We start from the raw sequence: 14,474 nt of genomic DNA, 5'->3' as shown, positions 1-14,474 counted from the left end.
ATGAACGGGACGGCATTCTGGTCGCCGGTTCGGCTGTCGCTGCAAGTGTCCCTGCTGTCCAGCGTCATCGTCGTCATCGTCGGCACGGCGATTGCCTGGCGGATGTCGCGCCGGTCGTTCCACGGGAAGACGCTCGTGGAGACGGCGTTCCTGTTGCCTCTTGTACTGCCGCCTACCGTCGTCGGCTTCCTGCTGCTCGTGCTGCTCGGCCGCAGAAGCTGGGCCGGGCGCGCGATCGAATGGCTGTTCGGAGCGCCGATCGTGTTCACGTGGTGGGCGGCGGTCGTCGCGGCGACCGTCGTCGCTTTCCCGCTGGCCTATCAGACGCTCAAGGTCGGGTTCGCCTCCGTCGACCGAAATCTGGAGGACGCGGCGCGCAACGCGGGGGCGAGCGATTGGCAGGTGCTGCGGCATATTACGCTGCCGCTCGCCTCGCGAGCGCTGCTGTCCGCCTTCATTCTCGGCTTCGCCCGCTGTCTGGGCGAATTCGGAGCGACGCTGATGGTCGCCGGGAACATTCCCGGCCGGACGCAGACGATTCCGACCGCCATCTACGTCGCGGTGGACACGGGCAAATCTTCGATGGCTTGGGCATGGACCGCCTGCATCGTGCTCTTTTCCTTTCTGCTTCTTCTGTTCACCAGACGCTCCCAAGAGTGAATCGAACGCGCCTTGAATTGCCGGAGGCGCGTTCTTCGTTCTTGCATTCCGGGGACGAGGGGGTCTACAATGGATTCATTCGCAACGGAGGTCGATGAATGTGAACTCTTCCAAGGTCAAAATTTTCTCGGGATCCTCGAATCCGCAGCTCACCGCCAAAATATGCGAGCTGCTCGGCCTGCCGATGGGCGCCGTGAAGCTGTCCCGGTTCAAGAGCGGGGAAGTGTACGTCGCGTACCAGGAGCCGATCCGCACCTGCGACATCTTCATCGTGCAGTCGCTGTCGCATCCGATCAACGATCATTTCATGGAGCTGCTCGTCATGATCGACGCGGCCAAACGTTCTTCCGCGAAGACGATCAACGTGATCATGCCTTACTACGGTTATGCGAGGCAGGAGCGGAAGCGAGCTCCGCGCGAAGCGATCTCGGCCAAGCTGATCGCGGATTCGCTCAGCATGGCGGGAGCTTCCCGCATCATCACGCTCGATCTTCACGCGGACGCGATTCAAGGCTTCTTCAATATTCCGGTCGATCACCTGACTTCGTTGAACAAAGCAACCTCGTACCTGAAGGGGCTGGGCCTCAAGCGCCCCGTCGTCGTATCGCCCGATCCGGGCCGGGCGACCGTGGCGGAGAAGCTGGCGAATTCGCTGGACGCGCATTTCGCGATCATGGTCGGCGATCCGGCCGACCGGGCGGCGGGGAGAAGAATGAGGATCGTCGGCGACGTGGAAGGCAGAACGCCGATCATCATCAAAGACATTATCGATACCGGCAAAACCGTTCGCCCATCCGTGGATTTGCTCCTGGAAGAAGGATCGCTTCCGTGCTACGTGGTCGCCAGTCACGGTCTGTTTACCAACCGTGCGCTGGAGCTGCTGGATCACCCGCATATCGAGCAGGTGGCCGTTACGGATTCGATCGCGCACCCTGAGCACCCGGGCGGCAAGCTGAAAGTAATCTCGATCGCCAAGCTGATCGCGGACGCCATCCAGATCAACACGCAGGGCGGTTCCATCGATACGCTGTCGAAGTCGGGACTATAATCCGGACAGCCGCGCAAAAAAAGACCTCTATCGTAATAGCGGAAGCTATTTCGATAGAGGTCTTTTTGGTTGAAGCATTCTTTTGCCGTTCAGGAATAGGCCAAAAGCCCATGACGGACCACCGGACGACAATCTCGCGCCCTCCGATCGAGCCTCTTGCTGGAGCGAGCAGCAGTGTGGCTGCCGCAAGCAGACAGAGCAGGGTGGTAATGGGCCTTGACTTTTAAAAGAGGCGCCAACGGGAAAAAATAAGCCCCGACGAAGATGGCCATGATCGGGAAAAACCAATCGAAATGACCGGTCGAAGCGCAGATGCCGCAGCGCGCCGCGCCCAAGTAACGGGGCATTACAGCATCAACGCGTGGCGAAGCTGCGCCGCCGGGCTTCGCAGCGCCTCCTCGCGTTCCAAGTAAGAGAGAAGGGCGAGCAGAAGCGGATGGCTCCGCTGCTCCTTGAGCGCTTCTTCGCGAACGATGCTTGCCAATTCGCGCAATTCACCCCGCTGGATATCGCCGACGGCGACCTCGTTCACGCTCTCCGCCAGCTTGTCCAGCAGCGCCCCGATCCATTGCTCCCGATCCGGAGGCTCGCCTTCCCGCCCCCAATGAAGATAACGCTCGAACGAAGCGGCGGTAAGCAGCGGCTGCTCCGCCTCCGCGATCAGCTGAGCGGACAGGCCGTCCAACCGCTTCAGAATATACTCGGCCGTTCGTTCGATGGACAGCTGCTCCTGCTCCCGCGCCAGCCAGTATAGATATTCTTTCAGCATCGCCTTGTAAAGAAACACCAGATCCCACACATACGGTCTCAACTGCTCTCCGTAGACGCTCAGAAGGCACGCTTGATGCCAATTCATCAGCCGGCCGCGGATGCGGAGCCGCAGCGGCATGAACTTGGCGTCCTGACGAATCGGCAAGTCCTGGTATTCCACGAGGATGCGCCGGTGATTCAGGAAATACTGAAAGCGAAACACGAGCTGCTTCACGAAGTGTTCCCGTTCGGTCAGCCCCGGCAGCCGCCGGATCCGCTCGGCTTCGTCGAAATACCGGTCGTAGATCTGCTCGAACACTTCGTTGAACAAATCTTCTTTGGACGGAAAATATTTGTAGACGGAGCCTTTGGCTATCCGGCAATCGTCGGCGATGTCCTGGATCGACACGTCCGGAAAGCCGCGCAGCGCGAACAGCTTGCCGGCCGAGAGGACAATCTCCTGCTTCGTCGTACCCACCGCGACCGCTCCTTTCCGATGCTTGACAATCTATGACTCATCGTACAAAATAGGTGACGTTAAGTCAATATGACCGTCTGTTCACTCGACTGCACTGCAAGTCACAACGACGGATCGCCAAGGAGGAGCTTGCGGTATGGAGAAGCTGTTGGATTGGGAGAAAACGGCGCTGGTCGTGATCGATTTGCAAAAGGGGATTGTCGGCTATGACACGAAGCCGTATGCGGCTACGGACGTGGTGAACCGGGCGGCTTCGCTCGCCGGCGCTTTCCGCGAGAAGGGAGCGTTCGTCGTGCTCGTTCGGGTGTCGAGCAAGGACGGCAAGGACATGCTGCATCCCAAGCTGGATCAGCAGCCGCCGCAGCCGTCGGCCCGTCCCGCGGACTGGGCCGAGATCGTATCGGAGATCGGCGCGAAGGACAGCGATCTTCTGTTGACGAAGCGGCAGTGGGGAGCTTTTCACGGAACGGAGCTGGACCTGCAGCTGCGGCGTCGCGGCATCGACACGATCGTGCTGTGCGGCATCGCGACCGGTATCGGCGTCGATACGACGGCGCGGGAAGCGTTCCAGCTCGGGTACAACCAGGTTTTCGCCGAAGACGCGATGTCGGGCATTACCGAGGAAGAGCACAACTATGTCGTAAAAACCATTCTTCCGAGAATCGGCCGCGTCCGGACGACGGAACAAATCTTGCAATCGGCCGGTGAGTAATCGTGGGCGGTCCTGTTGTCGACGCCCCCGATCGGGCTGAATCTTCTGCGGGAGATCTGCCGGACGAGGGCGCCGGGCGTTACCCTTGGCTCGTTCTGACCGTTACGAGCCTCGGCGCCTTTTTGATTCTGATCAATATCGGCTCGCTCAACGTGGCGCTGCCGGAAGTAAGCCGGCATTTTCACGCGAACGCGGTTACGTCGGGATGGATCCTGCTGTCCTATATGCTCGTCAACACGATTCTGATCCTCGTGTTCGGCCAAATCTCCGACATCTTCGGGCGCAAGAAGCTGTACCTCTGCGGCATGGTCTTGTTCACGCTGGCCAGCCTGGCGATCGGCTTCTCGCCGAACGCCGGCGTGCTGATCGCGCTGCGCGTCGTGCAGGCGGCCGGCGGGGCGATCGTCATCACGAACACGACCGCGCTGATCGCCGACGCGTTCCCGCCGTCCCGGCTCGGCACCGGTCTGGGGATCAATATCCTGACCGCGTCGACCGCGCAGCTGGTCGGCCCGATTGTCGGCGGCGTAATCGCCGCCAGCTGGGGCTGGCGCTGGGTGTTCTGGTTCAACGTGCCGATCGGCGTCGTTGCCGTCCTGTGGGGGGCCTGGATTTTGCGTCCCGCTCCGGCGCGGCCGAGACGGGAGAAGATCGACGTGCTCGGCGGAGCGCTGCTCTTCGTTTCGCTGGGCGGGCTTGTCATGGCGCTGTCGGAAAGCGGGGATCTCGGCTGGAGCAGCGGAACGGTCCTGGGAGGGCTGGCGCTGTTCTCGGCCGGCGCTCCGCTGTTCCTGTGGAGAGAGCGCCGCACGGCGTCGCCGCTGCTCGATATGCGGCTGCTCCGGAATCGTCCGTACTTGCTGGCGAATGCGGCAACGTTCCTTAACTCGTTCGCCCGCTCCGCCGTCGTGCTGCTGTTCGCGCTATTTTTCCAATTCGCGTACCGCATGAATTCGTCCGAAGCGGGCTTCCGGGTGCTTCCGGTCGTCATCGGCATGCTGGTCGCTTCGCCGGTCGCCGGCGCGCTGACCCGGCGCTTCAGCGTCAGGTTTCTGGCATCGGCCGGGCTTGTCATCACGCTCGCCGGACTGGCGCTGCTATTCGCCGCGATCGACCCGGTGCCGTCCTATGCCTTGACGGCGACTGCGATGCTGCTTGTCGGCATCGGCGCGGGGTTGTTCCAAACCCCGAACACGACGGCGATCATGACTTCGGTTCCGGGCAATCGAAGAGGCGTCGCCAACGGACTTCGCTCCATGCTGAACAATATGGGGCAGGTGCTCAGCACGGCGATTACGCTGATGATCGTCGGCCTCGGGCTGCCGTCCCGCCTGAAGGATGTGCTGTACTCGGGCGCGGACGCGGTCCTGTCGCACGGCGATCTGACGCAGATCGTCGGCGGCTACCGGCGCGCGATCGCCGCGCTGGTCATCGCGACGGTGCTCGGCCTGATCGCGTCGCTGTCCCGCTCCGGCGGCGGAAAGCGGAACGCGCGCGCGGGGTAAGCTGTCGTCCTCATGCTTCATTCGCCTCGATACGCGTAAGCCGCTCCGTTCGTCCCCGAACGGATCGGCTTTTTGGTCTATAAAGTATAAGTTCCCGGGGTCCCCGCAAAGTACCTGAGCAAGCTTCGAAGCTAAGCCCCACTTTGCGGGGTTATTAAAATGCATTCCCTTGCCGAAGCCAGTCCGCATACTCGGCGATTCCTTGCTCGATCGTATAACGGGGCGACCAGCCGAGCTCCTCCCGCAGCCGCGCGATGTCCAACGCGGGGTAGATCGCCTCGCCGCTTCTTCCGGGCCGCAGCTCCAGCCCGGCTCCGGGTACGGCCCGGCGCGCCGCCTCCGCGATCTCCCGGTTCGGCACGATTCGGCCGCTGCCGATGTTGTAGACGCGGTGGCGAAGGGAAGGGGCCGCCAACAGCCGGGCCAGCGCCGCGGCGACGTCCTTGACGTAAGCGAAGTCGATGCCATCCTCCGCATAGGGCAGCGCATCGATGCCGCCGCGAACGAACGCGGACAGGGGCTTGCCCCGGACCGCCGCAAGCACCGCCTGGGCCGGAAGGAAATGCAGGCCGCGCGCCAGCGGACCGTAGGCGCTGAACCGGACGCTGACCGTATCCAGGCTCATGGCCCCGGAGCAGAAGGAGCCGATGATTTCCGTCAGCTTCTTGTAAGCGGTCATCGGATACGGGGACTCGAGCGGCAGCGGGACATCCTCCCGCCAAAGAGCGCCGTCCGCGCCGGCGTAAACGGCAATCGAGCTCGCCAGAACGACTCTTCGGACGTTCAGCGCGCTTCCGGCTTCGAGAACGTTCAATAAGCCGGCGACTTGGCTCCGGATGCTCCCGGCCGCCGGACCGAGCATCGGCGGGGAAGCAAGATGAAGGATACCGCTTACGCCGTATTTCCGGCCTGCCGTCAGAAGAGCGTCCGGCTCCGCGATATCGACTTGCTCCACGAACAATTTTCGGTCCAACTGCGGAAAAAGGGAAGGGGGAAGACGGTGCTCGCGGTATCGCGTCAACACGACGTCTTCGCCTTCATCCAGCAGCGCTTGTGCCGCATGCAGGCCGATAAAACCCATGCCTCCGGTAATTAAGATCAATGCGGATGCCTCCATTCTCGGGTGGTCAACCCCAGAATAGCGGATGGAAGCGGGAACGGCCTTCCTTTGAATATCGTACGATTGACAGTGTCAGGATCTCGATGACAAAAAAACTTCCATCGAAATGGAAGCTGTTGCTGCTAAGTCTCTATTTATCGCGCCTCTTCGTGCACGAACTCTTCCCGGCCGGATTCCATCCAGCTCACGTTGGCGCCGAGCGACCGGAAGCTTTCCACGACGTTTTCGTAGCCCCGTTCGAGATGATGAACGCCCGAGATGGTCGTGCTTCCTTCGGCGGCCAGCCCGGCGAGGAGGAGGCTGATGCCGGCCCGTATGTCCGAAGCCCGCACGTGAGCTCCTTGCAACGCCGCTTTTCCTTTGACGACGGCGACTCCCGAGCGCACCTTAATATCCGCTCCCATGCGCAGCAGCTGAGGGACGTGGCCGAAGCGGTTCGGGTATATTTTCTCGCTGACGATGCTTCTGCCGCGGGCTTGGGTGAGAAGGGCGGTCAGCGGCTGCTGCAGGTCCGTCGGAAAACCGGGGTACATCGCGGTCCGGACCCGAGTCGCTTTGATAGCGCCGTCCGAACGGGATGTGACGCGTTGATCGCCGATCTCCACGTCAAGGCCCATCTCGCTCAGCTTCGAGATGCACGCCCTCATATGATCGGGGATGACGTTCTCGACGGTAACGCTTCCTCCCGTCAATCCGGGAGCCATCAGGAACGCTCCGGCGATCAGGCGGTCGGGGATGACGGTATGAACGCAGCCGGTCAACCGCTCGACTCCCCGGATGCGGACGGTGCTCGTGCCCGCCCCCGTAATGCGGGCGCCCATCCGGTTCAGCAAAATGGCCGTGTCCGTCACCTCGGGATCGCAGGCGGCGTTCAGCAGCACGGTCGTGCCTTTCGCCCTTGCGGCCGCCAGCATCGCGTTGATCGTCGCGCCCGAGCTGATCGTATCGAAATAGACGGTAGCCCCCGTCAATTCCTTCGCTTCGACGACATAGCGGTTCGGGTAAAACGTAAAGCGGGCGCCGAGCAGCTGCAGCGCTTTGATATGCTGGTCGATCGGACGGCTGACGAAGTCGTCGCCTCCCGGGTAGCCGAGCGACACCACGCCGTATTTGGCAAGCAAGGCGCCGATGAAATAATAGGCCGTCCGAAAAGAGGAGGAATGAACCGGATCGAGATCCGTGTCCCGGATGCCGCTCGAATCGACGTGAACGATTCCGGAATCGTCGCGGTACATGCGGCAGCCTATCTCTTCCGCCAGCCGAAATACCGCCTGAAAGTCCGCAAGCCTCGGAATCCCGTGCAAGGCGACCGGACCGTCGGCCAGGCATGCAGCGGCGAGAAGGGCCAAAGAGCTGTTTTTGGAACCCGGTATTTGAACGCTTCCTTCCAAGCGCGTCGTCTGTTCAACGCGAATCCATTTCACGATCGCCACTTCCCATCGTCTCGTTGTCGTCCGCGTACACCACCTGCACGCGTTGTCGTTCGATTTGTTCTATTATGTTCTTGGGCGCGGCGAGATCGGTAATCAGAATATCGATTGTGTCGATCGGCACGGAAACGACGAATTGGCGATGGCCGAGCTTCTCGTGCGGAGCCAGGCAGATTCTCCGGCGCGACGCTTGCGCGGCCGCGCGGGCAAAGGCGGCTCCCTCCGGAGTCGCCGTGCTGACGCCCGCCGGCCCGATGCCGCCTCCGGTCATAAAGACGATGTCCATCGCGAACTTGCCGATCATCTCGATGGCGAGAACGTCGATCATGCTGCCGGCGGACTCCGCCCGCAATTTGCCCCCGATCAGGTAGGACGTCAGAAATTCCCGCTTCCGGATCGCTTCCGCGATTTTGATCGAATTCGTCACGACCGTGAACGGGATGTCCGACGGCAAATGCTTGAGCATGCCGAAGTGGATGCCGGCTCCGCCGATAAATACGGTATCGTGACTGCGAATATAGGAGGCGGCCCGCTTGGCGATCGCATCCTGGTGTGGCGAGCCGTCGCCGTATCGCTCCTCTTCGGGCTTCGGAAGGGCGCGCGTTTTGGGTGCCGGTACCGGGGCGACGGCTCCGCCGTATGTTTTCTGGAGGTGGCCTTGTTCCTCCATTAACGTCAAATCCCGGCGCACGGAATCGATGGAGATGTCGAACCGTTCGGCCAGCTCTTTCGCGACCACATGGCCTTCGGCCCGCAGTGTCTCCAAAATCCGCTGCCGGCGTTCTTCCGCTAGCATAACGCATCCCCTCGCCCATTAATATCCGACTTACGACCTCATCTTATGCCGGATGTTTCATGATTGTCAATGATAACATCATGATAATTCATGTTCATTCGTTTTCTTTCGGTTTTGTGAAGAGGCCGAGTTCTTCCGGATCGAGCCTTGACGCCAATTCGGGAGCGATGAATTCGCGGAACACGTCGATCGGTTTCTGCCTTTTCCCCTGATCCTTCGTCAGAACGACGACGGCATCCGCGGCGGGGACGACGTAGATAAATTGGCCTCCGTATCCGCGCGCGTAAAAGTAGTCCAGACGCCTACAGGACGAACGATCGGGCTCCGGCGAATAGGAGCCGGTCCACCAATGCCAGCCGTAGCCGCCGGGGCGGGGGTCTTCCGACAAAGCGGCGGTACGGACCGAACGCGCTACGAGTTCCTCCGGGATCAAAGATCGATTCTCCCAGCGTCCGTTCCGCAAATAAAGTTGGCCGAACTTCAGCATGTCCATCGGCCGAAGACGCATGCCGAACCCTCCCGCGTAAATTCCTTGAGGATCGGACTCCCATTCATATTCTTCGATGCCGAGAGGGCCAAACAGACGCATCTCGGCGAAGCGGGCCGCCGTCATGCCGGACGCCTGCGTCAGAATGGAAGACAAGAGCTGCGAGATGCCGGAGTTGTACTCCATTCTCTTCCCGGGCTCGTCCGCCAGCGGCTGCTCCAGCACGAATCGCACCCAGTTCGGCGATCGCGTCATGCGGGGGAAGGAGTTGCGGCCGCCGAACTCGGTCCATTCGAAGCCGGCGGTCATCGTGAGCAGATGCTCCAGCGTAATCTTACGTTTGCGGCGGTCGTCCGAGCTTGCGAGCGTTGGGAAAAATTCGGACGCGAGCGTCTCGGGGCCGGGCAGAAGCTCCCGGTCCAACGCGATGCAGAGGAGCGCGGACAGGATGCTTTTGGTGCACGAATTGATTTTGGCGATCTCACGGGCTGTCGCCGAGTCCCGATAATGCTCGAACTCGAGCCGCCCGCGACGGCTGATCAGGCAGCTTCTCAAGTTCAGCGGAGCGATGGCCGCGGTTAAGGCAGGGTACATGGCTAAGTTCCTCCGGGCGCGCAGTGCGGTTGTCGATAGGCTCGCCGGCCCAATCTCGCATGGTTTCTCAACTGGATGGGGGCAATTGACGCGCAATTGGCTGGTGTAAACGACCGATAACTTCATTATAATGAGATTGCGCGAAGAGGACAGGCCGTCCTTTCGCAGATCAAGACTCAGTTGGCGGGGGATTCGTATGACTTGGCTTATCGTTGCAGTCGTGGTCGTGATGGCGGCGGGGCTTGTCGCCACGCTCATGATCGGCCAATCGAAGAGCAATAAAGAAGAAAATGCCGGTTATATGCAAAATACGGGCAAGAAGTGGGGAAGGCTCGGCGGCATTTATTTGCTCGTGATCGTTGTCGTCGTCATTTGCCTTATCGCCCTCTTGAACCAATAAGCCTGCCGGGAACCCGATCCCGAAAACGGAACAACCGCGGAGACGTTGACGCTCGGCGGTTGTTCGCATTTTTCGCCGTTCCCGTTAGACGATTGCCTTCCGCAGAGCTCCCGCGAACCTGGCAACGCCGTCCGCGATCTCGCCTTCCTGCGGTCTGGCGAACGTAAACCGGACGAATCCCGAGTCCGACCCGTAGACGCTTCCCGGCACGTAAGCAAGTCCGCGCTTCAACGCCTCGTCCAGCAGCCTGCCATCGTGAACTTCGCGCTGCAGCTTGCACCACAGATGCAGACCGCCTCGCGGTGTGTCGAACGCGACCAGCCCCGGGAGCCGTTCCCGCAGCGCCTCGATCAGCAAATCCCGTTTCAGCCGCAGCCCCTTTCGCAAACGCTCCAGATGAGGCTCGAATGAAGCCGATTTGATAAATTCGGCGGCCACCTGCTGCGGGATGACGCTTAACCCGAAGTCCATCTGCAGCCTCGCGTCGGCCAGCCGCTCCACGACGGAACGGGGGGCGACCATCCACCCGATTCGCAGCCCGGAAGCGGCGATCTTGGAGAAGGAGCCGATATACAGAATCGAGCCGCCGGCATCCTCCGCCTTGAGAGGAGCCGGAACATCCCTGTCGAACGCCGTCAGGCTGAACGGATCGTCTTCCACGATCGGCAGCCCGAGCTCGCTTGCGATTTCGAGCAGCCGCTTTCGCCTTTCCGGGACCAGAACGGTACCGGTCGGATTCTGGAAGTTCGGATTCAAGAACAGCATCTTGATGCGATGCTTCTTGTACAACGCGAAGACATCCTCCGGATTGATCCCCCGATCGCCGACGGGAAGGCGGAACGGGCGCAGTCCCGCCGATTGGAACATCGGCAGAGAGTAGCAATAAGAAGGATCTTCAACCGCTACGGCGTCCCCCGGCGACAGCAGGCATTGCGTGATCAAGTACAAAGATTGCTGGGAACCGGACGTAATCATAAGCGACGTTTCCGTTGTCCGAATGCCCCGGTGCCTGTCGAGGTAAGAGACGAGCGCTTGCCTGAGCGGCATATAGCCTTGCGGATTGTCATAGCCCCAATAAGCGTCGTAGCGATAATCGCCGAGCAGCGCCGCGAATTCCCCGGACGGCGCCAAGTCCGCCGACAGCTCGCCGCTGGCCAGATCGATCAGGGAGGAATCCCGGGCAACGGCTTCCCGGATTTTTCTCATATAAGGAAGGTTGGGCAGGAAGCTGCCGTCCTCGGCGTATCGGCTCCAGTTAGGAGCGTGCAGGGACATGGCCCCTCGCCGAATCTCGTTCACGCGCGTACCGCTTCCGGTCCGGCTCTCGACGAGCCCGATCGACCGAAGCTCGTCATAGGCCGCGACCACGGTGCTGCGGTTCACGCCAAGCCGCTCGGCCAATTTTCGCTCGGACGGAAACAGGCTTCCGGGCGGAAATTCGCCGCTCGAGATTCTTCGCTGCAAGTCGGCTGCAATCTGTTCGTAAAGCGGTTGTCGGCTGTGCCGATCCGGTTGCCACATAATGTCATCCCCGTCTATTGTTGCGCTCTGCCGTCTTTTATCATACCACCGCGGCCCATGATCCACTATCGAGTTTTTAGACATTGTTTAGAACTTCGTTTAGAAGGCTGTTAGAGTTGCGGGCTAATCTGGAGATAGGAAGTCCGACGGCCAAACGGACCCGGAGGAGGGGCGGCGAAAGAGCGGCATGCCGAACGACTTTCCATCTTGCCAAGCGGAGGGACGTTATGAAGAAGAAATGGTGGATGATGGGCGGCACGCTGGGTGCCGGAGCGGCGTTGTTCCTGGTCAGCGGTTTTTCCGCCATGGCCGGCACTTCGGGCTACGATGCGTATAAATCGGCCGTGAAGATGAACATGCAGGCGGCCAGCATGACGAATCAAGGGGAAATTACGTTCACGGATAACGGCAAGGAGGTGTTGAACGCCGACTTTGTCGCCAAGATCGCCCGGGAGCAAGGCGCGATGAGCCTCACGGCCAAGATCGGGAACGGAGACGCGGCCCATGCGATCCAGGTGTTCAAGCAAGGGGACGAAGTCGTCTTCAAAAGCGACGCGAGCGATACGTACCGCAAGCTGGAGCTGGGTGCGGCGAAATGGCGGCATCACGGGTCCGAGTCCGGTCCGCCCAAGCGGTTGGAGACGGTTGTCGACGCGCTGATGGGTCACCTGAAGGATCGGGCGACGGTGCAGGACGCCCCGAACGGAGGAGAGAACGCCTCGCTGCATTTGTCCGGCAGCCAGATTCCGGCGGTCGTGAATACGATCGGTTCCTTGCTTGCATCCAATCTGGGGAACTTCGGACCTGACGGCGGCGCCCATGCCGACTGGCAGACCGAGGCTCACGGGCTCCCGGACATCAAGGCCGATCTGCCGCATTTGACGAAAGACGTTCAGGTTCGGCAGATCGATCTGGATGCCGGAATCGGCGCCGATCATTACCTGAATCATCAGACGGGAGAAATCGTCGTTACGGGGACCGACGATGCCGGCCAGGCGCATCGGCTTGTGATCTCGCTCGATTTCAATTTGTCCGGCTTCAATCAGACCGTACCGGATACGATCGATCTGACCGGCAAGCAAGTGGAAGTCGTCAAACGGGAAGCGGGGGGCCCGCCCTGGCATCATTAACGGAAGCCGGCAGCCGGATCAAACAGAGATTCGGCTGCCTTGCGCCTGCGGAGAGGAGCATGCTTATGGAAGCGATATTGGAAGCAAAGGAAGTCTCTAAGCGATTCCGGAACGGCCGCGGGATTCGGAACGTCAGCTTCGAGATCGGCCGAGGCGAGATCGCCGGGCTGTTCGGACCGAACGGAGCGGGAAAAACGACGCTGCTCAAGCTGATAACGGGATTGATCCGACCGGACCGGGGTACGATCCGCTTGTTCGGCTGCGACATCCCGGAGCGATTCGAACAAGGAATGTCGCGCGTCGGCGCCGTGATCGAGACGGCGGACGTTTATGAATATATGAGCGCCTACGACCAGATGAAACTGGCGGCGCGCTTTTACCCCGGTCTTCCGAAAAGCAGGATCGACCAAGTGCTTGAACAGGTAGGTCTGACTCCTTATCGGGGAGAAAAGGCCGGACATTATTCGCTAGGAATGAAGATGAGGCTGGCGCTTGCCGGAGCGCTGCTGCCCGAGCCGCAGCTCGTCCTGCTTGACGAACCGACGAACGGTCTCGATATCGAAGGGATTCGCGACGTTCGCTTAACGATCGAACGGTTGGCTGCGGAAGAAGGCATATCGTTTCTGATCTCCAGCCATATGATCGACGATATGGGGAAGCTGATCGACCGGCTCGGCATCATGCGCCGGGGAGAGATGATTCGGCAGGGTCTTCGGCGAGACCTGGTGCCGGCAGGCGTCACGCTGGAGGCGTATTATTTGTCGCAAATCCGACAGACGAAAGGGGCGGAAGATGATGGGCAGCTTGACGGCGAGTTGGCTTAACGAAATGGAAAAACTGTGGATGAGGCGCCGAACGAAAGCATTCCTGCTGTCGACGGTTCTCCTTCCGGCATTGGGAGCGGCTGCCCTGTCCTCGCTGCAAAGCGGCACGGCGATCGGCTTCGGCCTCGGCTCCGACCTGCCGATGCTGATGCTCGGCCTGTTCACGACCTTGCTCTTGCCGCTGTTCCTGTTCATGGCGGCGGTCGATTCCTTCACCGGCGAATTCGCATCCCGAACGATCAAGCTTGTTCTGACGCGCCCGATCTCGAGATCCAAGGCGTTCGCCTCCAAAGTGCTTGCCTTGGCCGTGCTCATCGCGGTTTCCCTCGGCGCGGTTTGGCTCGCGTCGGCCGCGGCCGAGCTGCTGTCCGGCGGCGGTCTGACAGGGAGCGGCCTGATCGACGGCGTCGTCGCCTACGCCTCTGCGTTCCTGCCGATGCTGGCGGTCGCGCTCATGTCGGTCCTTCTGGCGCAAAGGTTCCATAACAGCGCCGGAGCGCTCGGCTTGATCGTTCTCGTCTACGTGCTGGCGAAGCTGCTGCCGTTCCTGTTCCCGTCTGCGGCGGTCTGGTCCGTGTATTCCTACACGAATTGGTATTCGCTGTGGATCGGAGGCGGCGTGCCCTCCGGGAAGCTATTGAATACGACTCTGCTTCTGTTCTCCTATTGCGTCATGGCTTATATGGGCGGGCTGATGCAGTTCGAGCGCAAGCGGTTCTAAGAGCGGCAGACGAGAATCCCATGAGAAGCATGCGCGAGGCCCAACGGAAGCCGTGAACGTTCGCGGCTTTTTTGGCGCTCGGCTCGTCGCCTCGGAACTCAAACGCTTGACAGTCGATGCCGAACGGTTTATTTTATTTTTATTGACCGATAAATAAAAAGTCGTGGGGAGAATGGCAAAATGTGCATGAGCGCGGCGTGGCTGTTTTTCGTGTCGATGGCCGTATGGGCGATTTGGCGGCAAGCTCGTAATCAGAATAGATGATCGAGACGGGAAGTTACAATAGGTAGGCGAACGT

Annotated in this window: 14 protein-coding genes; 8 read left to right on the top strand and 6 right to left on the bottom strand. The window is 60.6% G+C overall.

Going from position 1 to position 14,474, the window contains the following annotated elements; translation table 11 throughout:
- Positions 1-660, top strand: coding sequence for a molybdate ABC transporter permease subunit (modB, locus tag H7C18_RS05845; RefSeq protein ID WP_185128087.1), 660 nt, complete (start codon positions 1-3; stop codon positions 658-660).
- A gap of 100 nt (positions 661-760) precedes the next feature.
- Complete coding sequence (locus tag H7C18_RS05840) at positions 761-1,708, top strand: ribose-phosphate diphosphokinase (RefSeq protein WP_185128086.1); 948 nt, start codon at positions 761-763, stop codon at positions 1,706-1,708.
- 346 nt (positions 1,709-2,054) lie between these two features.
- On the opposite strand, the gene H7C18_RS05835 is transcribed toward H7C18_RS05840, so the two are convergent.
- On the bottom strand, positions 2,055-2,936 hold the full coding sequence (locus tag H7C18_RS05835) for a TetR family transcriptional regulator (RefSeq protein ID WP_185128085.1): 882 nt from the start codon (positions 2,934-2,936) through the stop codon (positions 2,055-2,057).
- A 136-nt stretch (positions 2,937-3,072) separates the two neighbouring features.
- Between H7C18_RS05835 and H7C18_RS05830 the strand changes: the two genes are divergently transcribed.
- Positions 3,073-3,648 (top strand): hydrolase, encoded by a 576-nt coding sequence (locus H7C18_RS05830; protein ID WP_185128084.1) that lies wholly within the window; start codon positions 3,073-3,075, stop codon positions 3,646-3,648.
- 2 nt (positions 3,649-3,650) lie between these two features.
- Positions 3,651-5,153 (top strand): MFS transporter, encoded by a 1,503-nt coding sequence (locus H7C18_RS05825; RefSeq protein ID WP_337912972.1) that lies wholly within the window; start codon positions 3,651-3,653, stop codon positions 5,151-5,153.
- A 154-nt stretch (positions 5,154-5,307) separates the two neighbouring features.
- Here the strand turns inward: H7C18_RS05825 and H7C18_RS05820 are convergent, their stop codons facing one another.
- The 4 genes from H7C18_RS05820 to H7C18_RS05805 form a co-directional block, all read right to left on the bottom strand.
- Entirely contained in the window at positions 5,308-6,255 is a 948-nt protein-coding gene (locus H7C18_RS05820; RefSeq protein ID WP_185128083.1) for an NAD-dependent epimerase/dehydratase family protein, read from the bottom strand.
- Positions 6,256-6,407: 152 nt separating this feature from the next.
- Positions 6,408-7,697: a UDP-N-acetylglucosamine 1-carboxyvinyltransferase gene (murA, locus tag H7C18_RS05815; protein ID WP_185128082.1), complete on the bottom strand. Its 1,290-nt coding sequence runs from the start codon at positions 7,695-7,697 to the stop codon at positions 6,408-6,410.
- Positions 7,678-8,499 carry a DeoR/GlpR family DNA-binding transcription regulator gene (locus H7C18_RS05810; RefSeq protein ID WP_185128081.1) on the bottom strand — a complete coding sequence of 274 codons (822 nt, stop codon included), beginning with the start codon at positions 8,497-8,499 and terminating at the stop codon, positions 7,678-7,680. Before H7C18_RS05810 ends, murA begins: the two co-directional genes overlap by 20 nt.
- A gap of 94 nt (positions 8,500-8,593) precedes the next feature.
- Entirely contained in the window at positions 8,594-9,580 is a 987-nt protein-coding gene (locus H7C18_RS05805) for a serine hydrolase domain-containing protein (protein WP_185128080.1), read from the bottom strand.
- Positions 9,581-9,776: 196 nt separating this feature from the next.
- On the opposite strand from H7C18_RS05805, the gene H7C18_RS05800 reads away from it, so the two are divergent.
- A complete protein-coding gene (locus H7C18_RS05800; RefSeq protein WP_185128079.1) occupies positions 9,777-9,980 on the top strand; it encodes a hypothetical protein in 204 nt (67 codons plus the stop codon).
- Between the two features lie 84 nt (positions 9,981-10,064).
- On the opposite strand, the gene pdxR is transcribed toward H7C18_RS05800, so the two are convergent.
- Positions 10,065-11,501 carry a MocR-like pyridoxine biosynthesis transcription factor PdxR gene (gene pdxR, locus H7C18_RS05795; protein ID WP_185128078.1) on the bottom strand — a complete coding sequence of 479 codons (1,437 nt, stop codon included), beginning with the start codon at positions 11,499-11,501 and terminating at the stop codon, positions 10,065-10,067.
- A gap of 227 nt (positions 11,502-11,728) precedes the next feature.
- Between pdxR and H7C18_RS05790 the strand changes: the two genes are divergently transcribed.
- The 3 genes from H7C18_RS05790 (at position 11,729) to H7C18_RS05780 (ending at position 14,176) form a co-directional block, all read left to right on the top strand.
- Positions 11,729-12,631 carry a hypothetical protein gene (locus tag H7C18_RS05790; protein ID WP_185128077.1) on the top strand — a complete coding sequence of 301 codons (903 nt, stop codon included), beginning with the start codon at positions 11,729-11,731 and terminating at the stop codon, positions 12,629-12,631.
- A gap of 65 nt (positions 12,632-12,696) precedes the next feature.
- Entirely contained in the window at positions 12,697-13,455 is a 759-nt protein-coding gene (locus H7C18_RS05785; protein WP_185128076.1) for an ABC transporter ATP-binding protein, read from the top strand.
- Entirely contained in the window at positions 13,424-14,176 is a 753-nt protein-coding gene (locus tag H7C18_RS05780; protein WP_337912966.1) for an ABC transporter permease, read from the top strand. The genes H7C18_RS05785 and H7C18_RS05780 overlap by 32 nt, the downstream gene beginning before the upstream one ends.
- The last annotated feature ends 298 nt before the right edge of the window (positions 14,177-14,474 follow it).

This window comes from Cohnella zeiphila, assembly GCF_014212055.1.
Classification (GTDB): domain Bacteria; phylum Bacillota; class Bacilli; order Paenibacillales; family Paenibacillaceae; genus Cohnella; species Cohnella zeiphila.
This window is presented reverse-complemented; position numbering and strand designations above follow the sequence as displayed.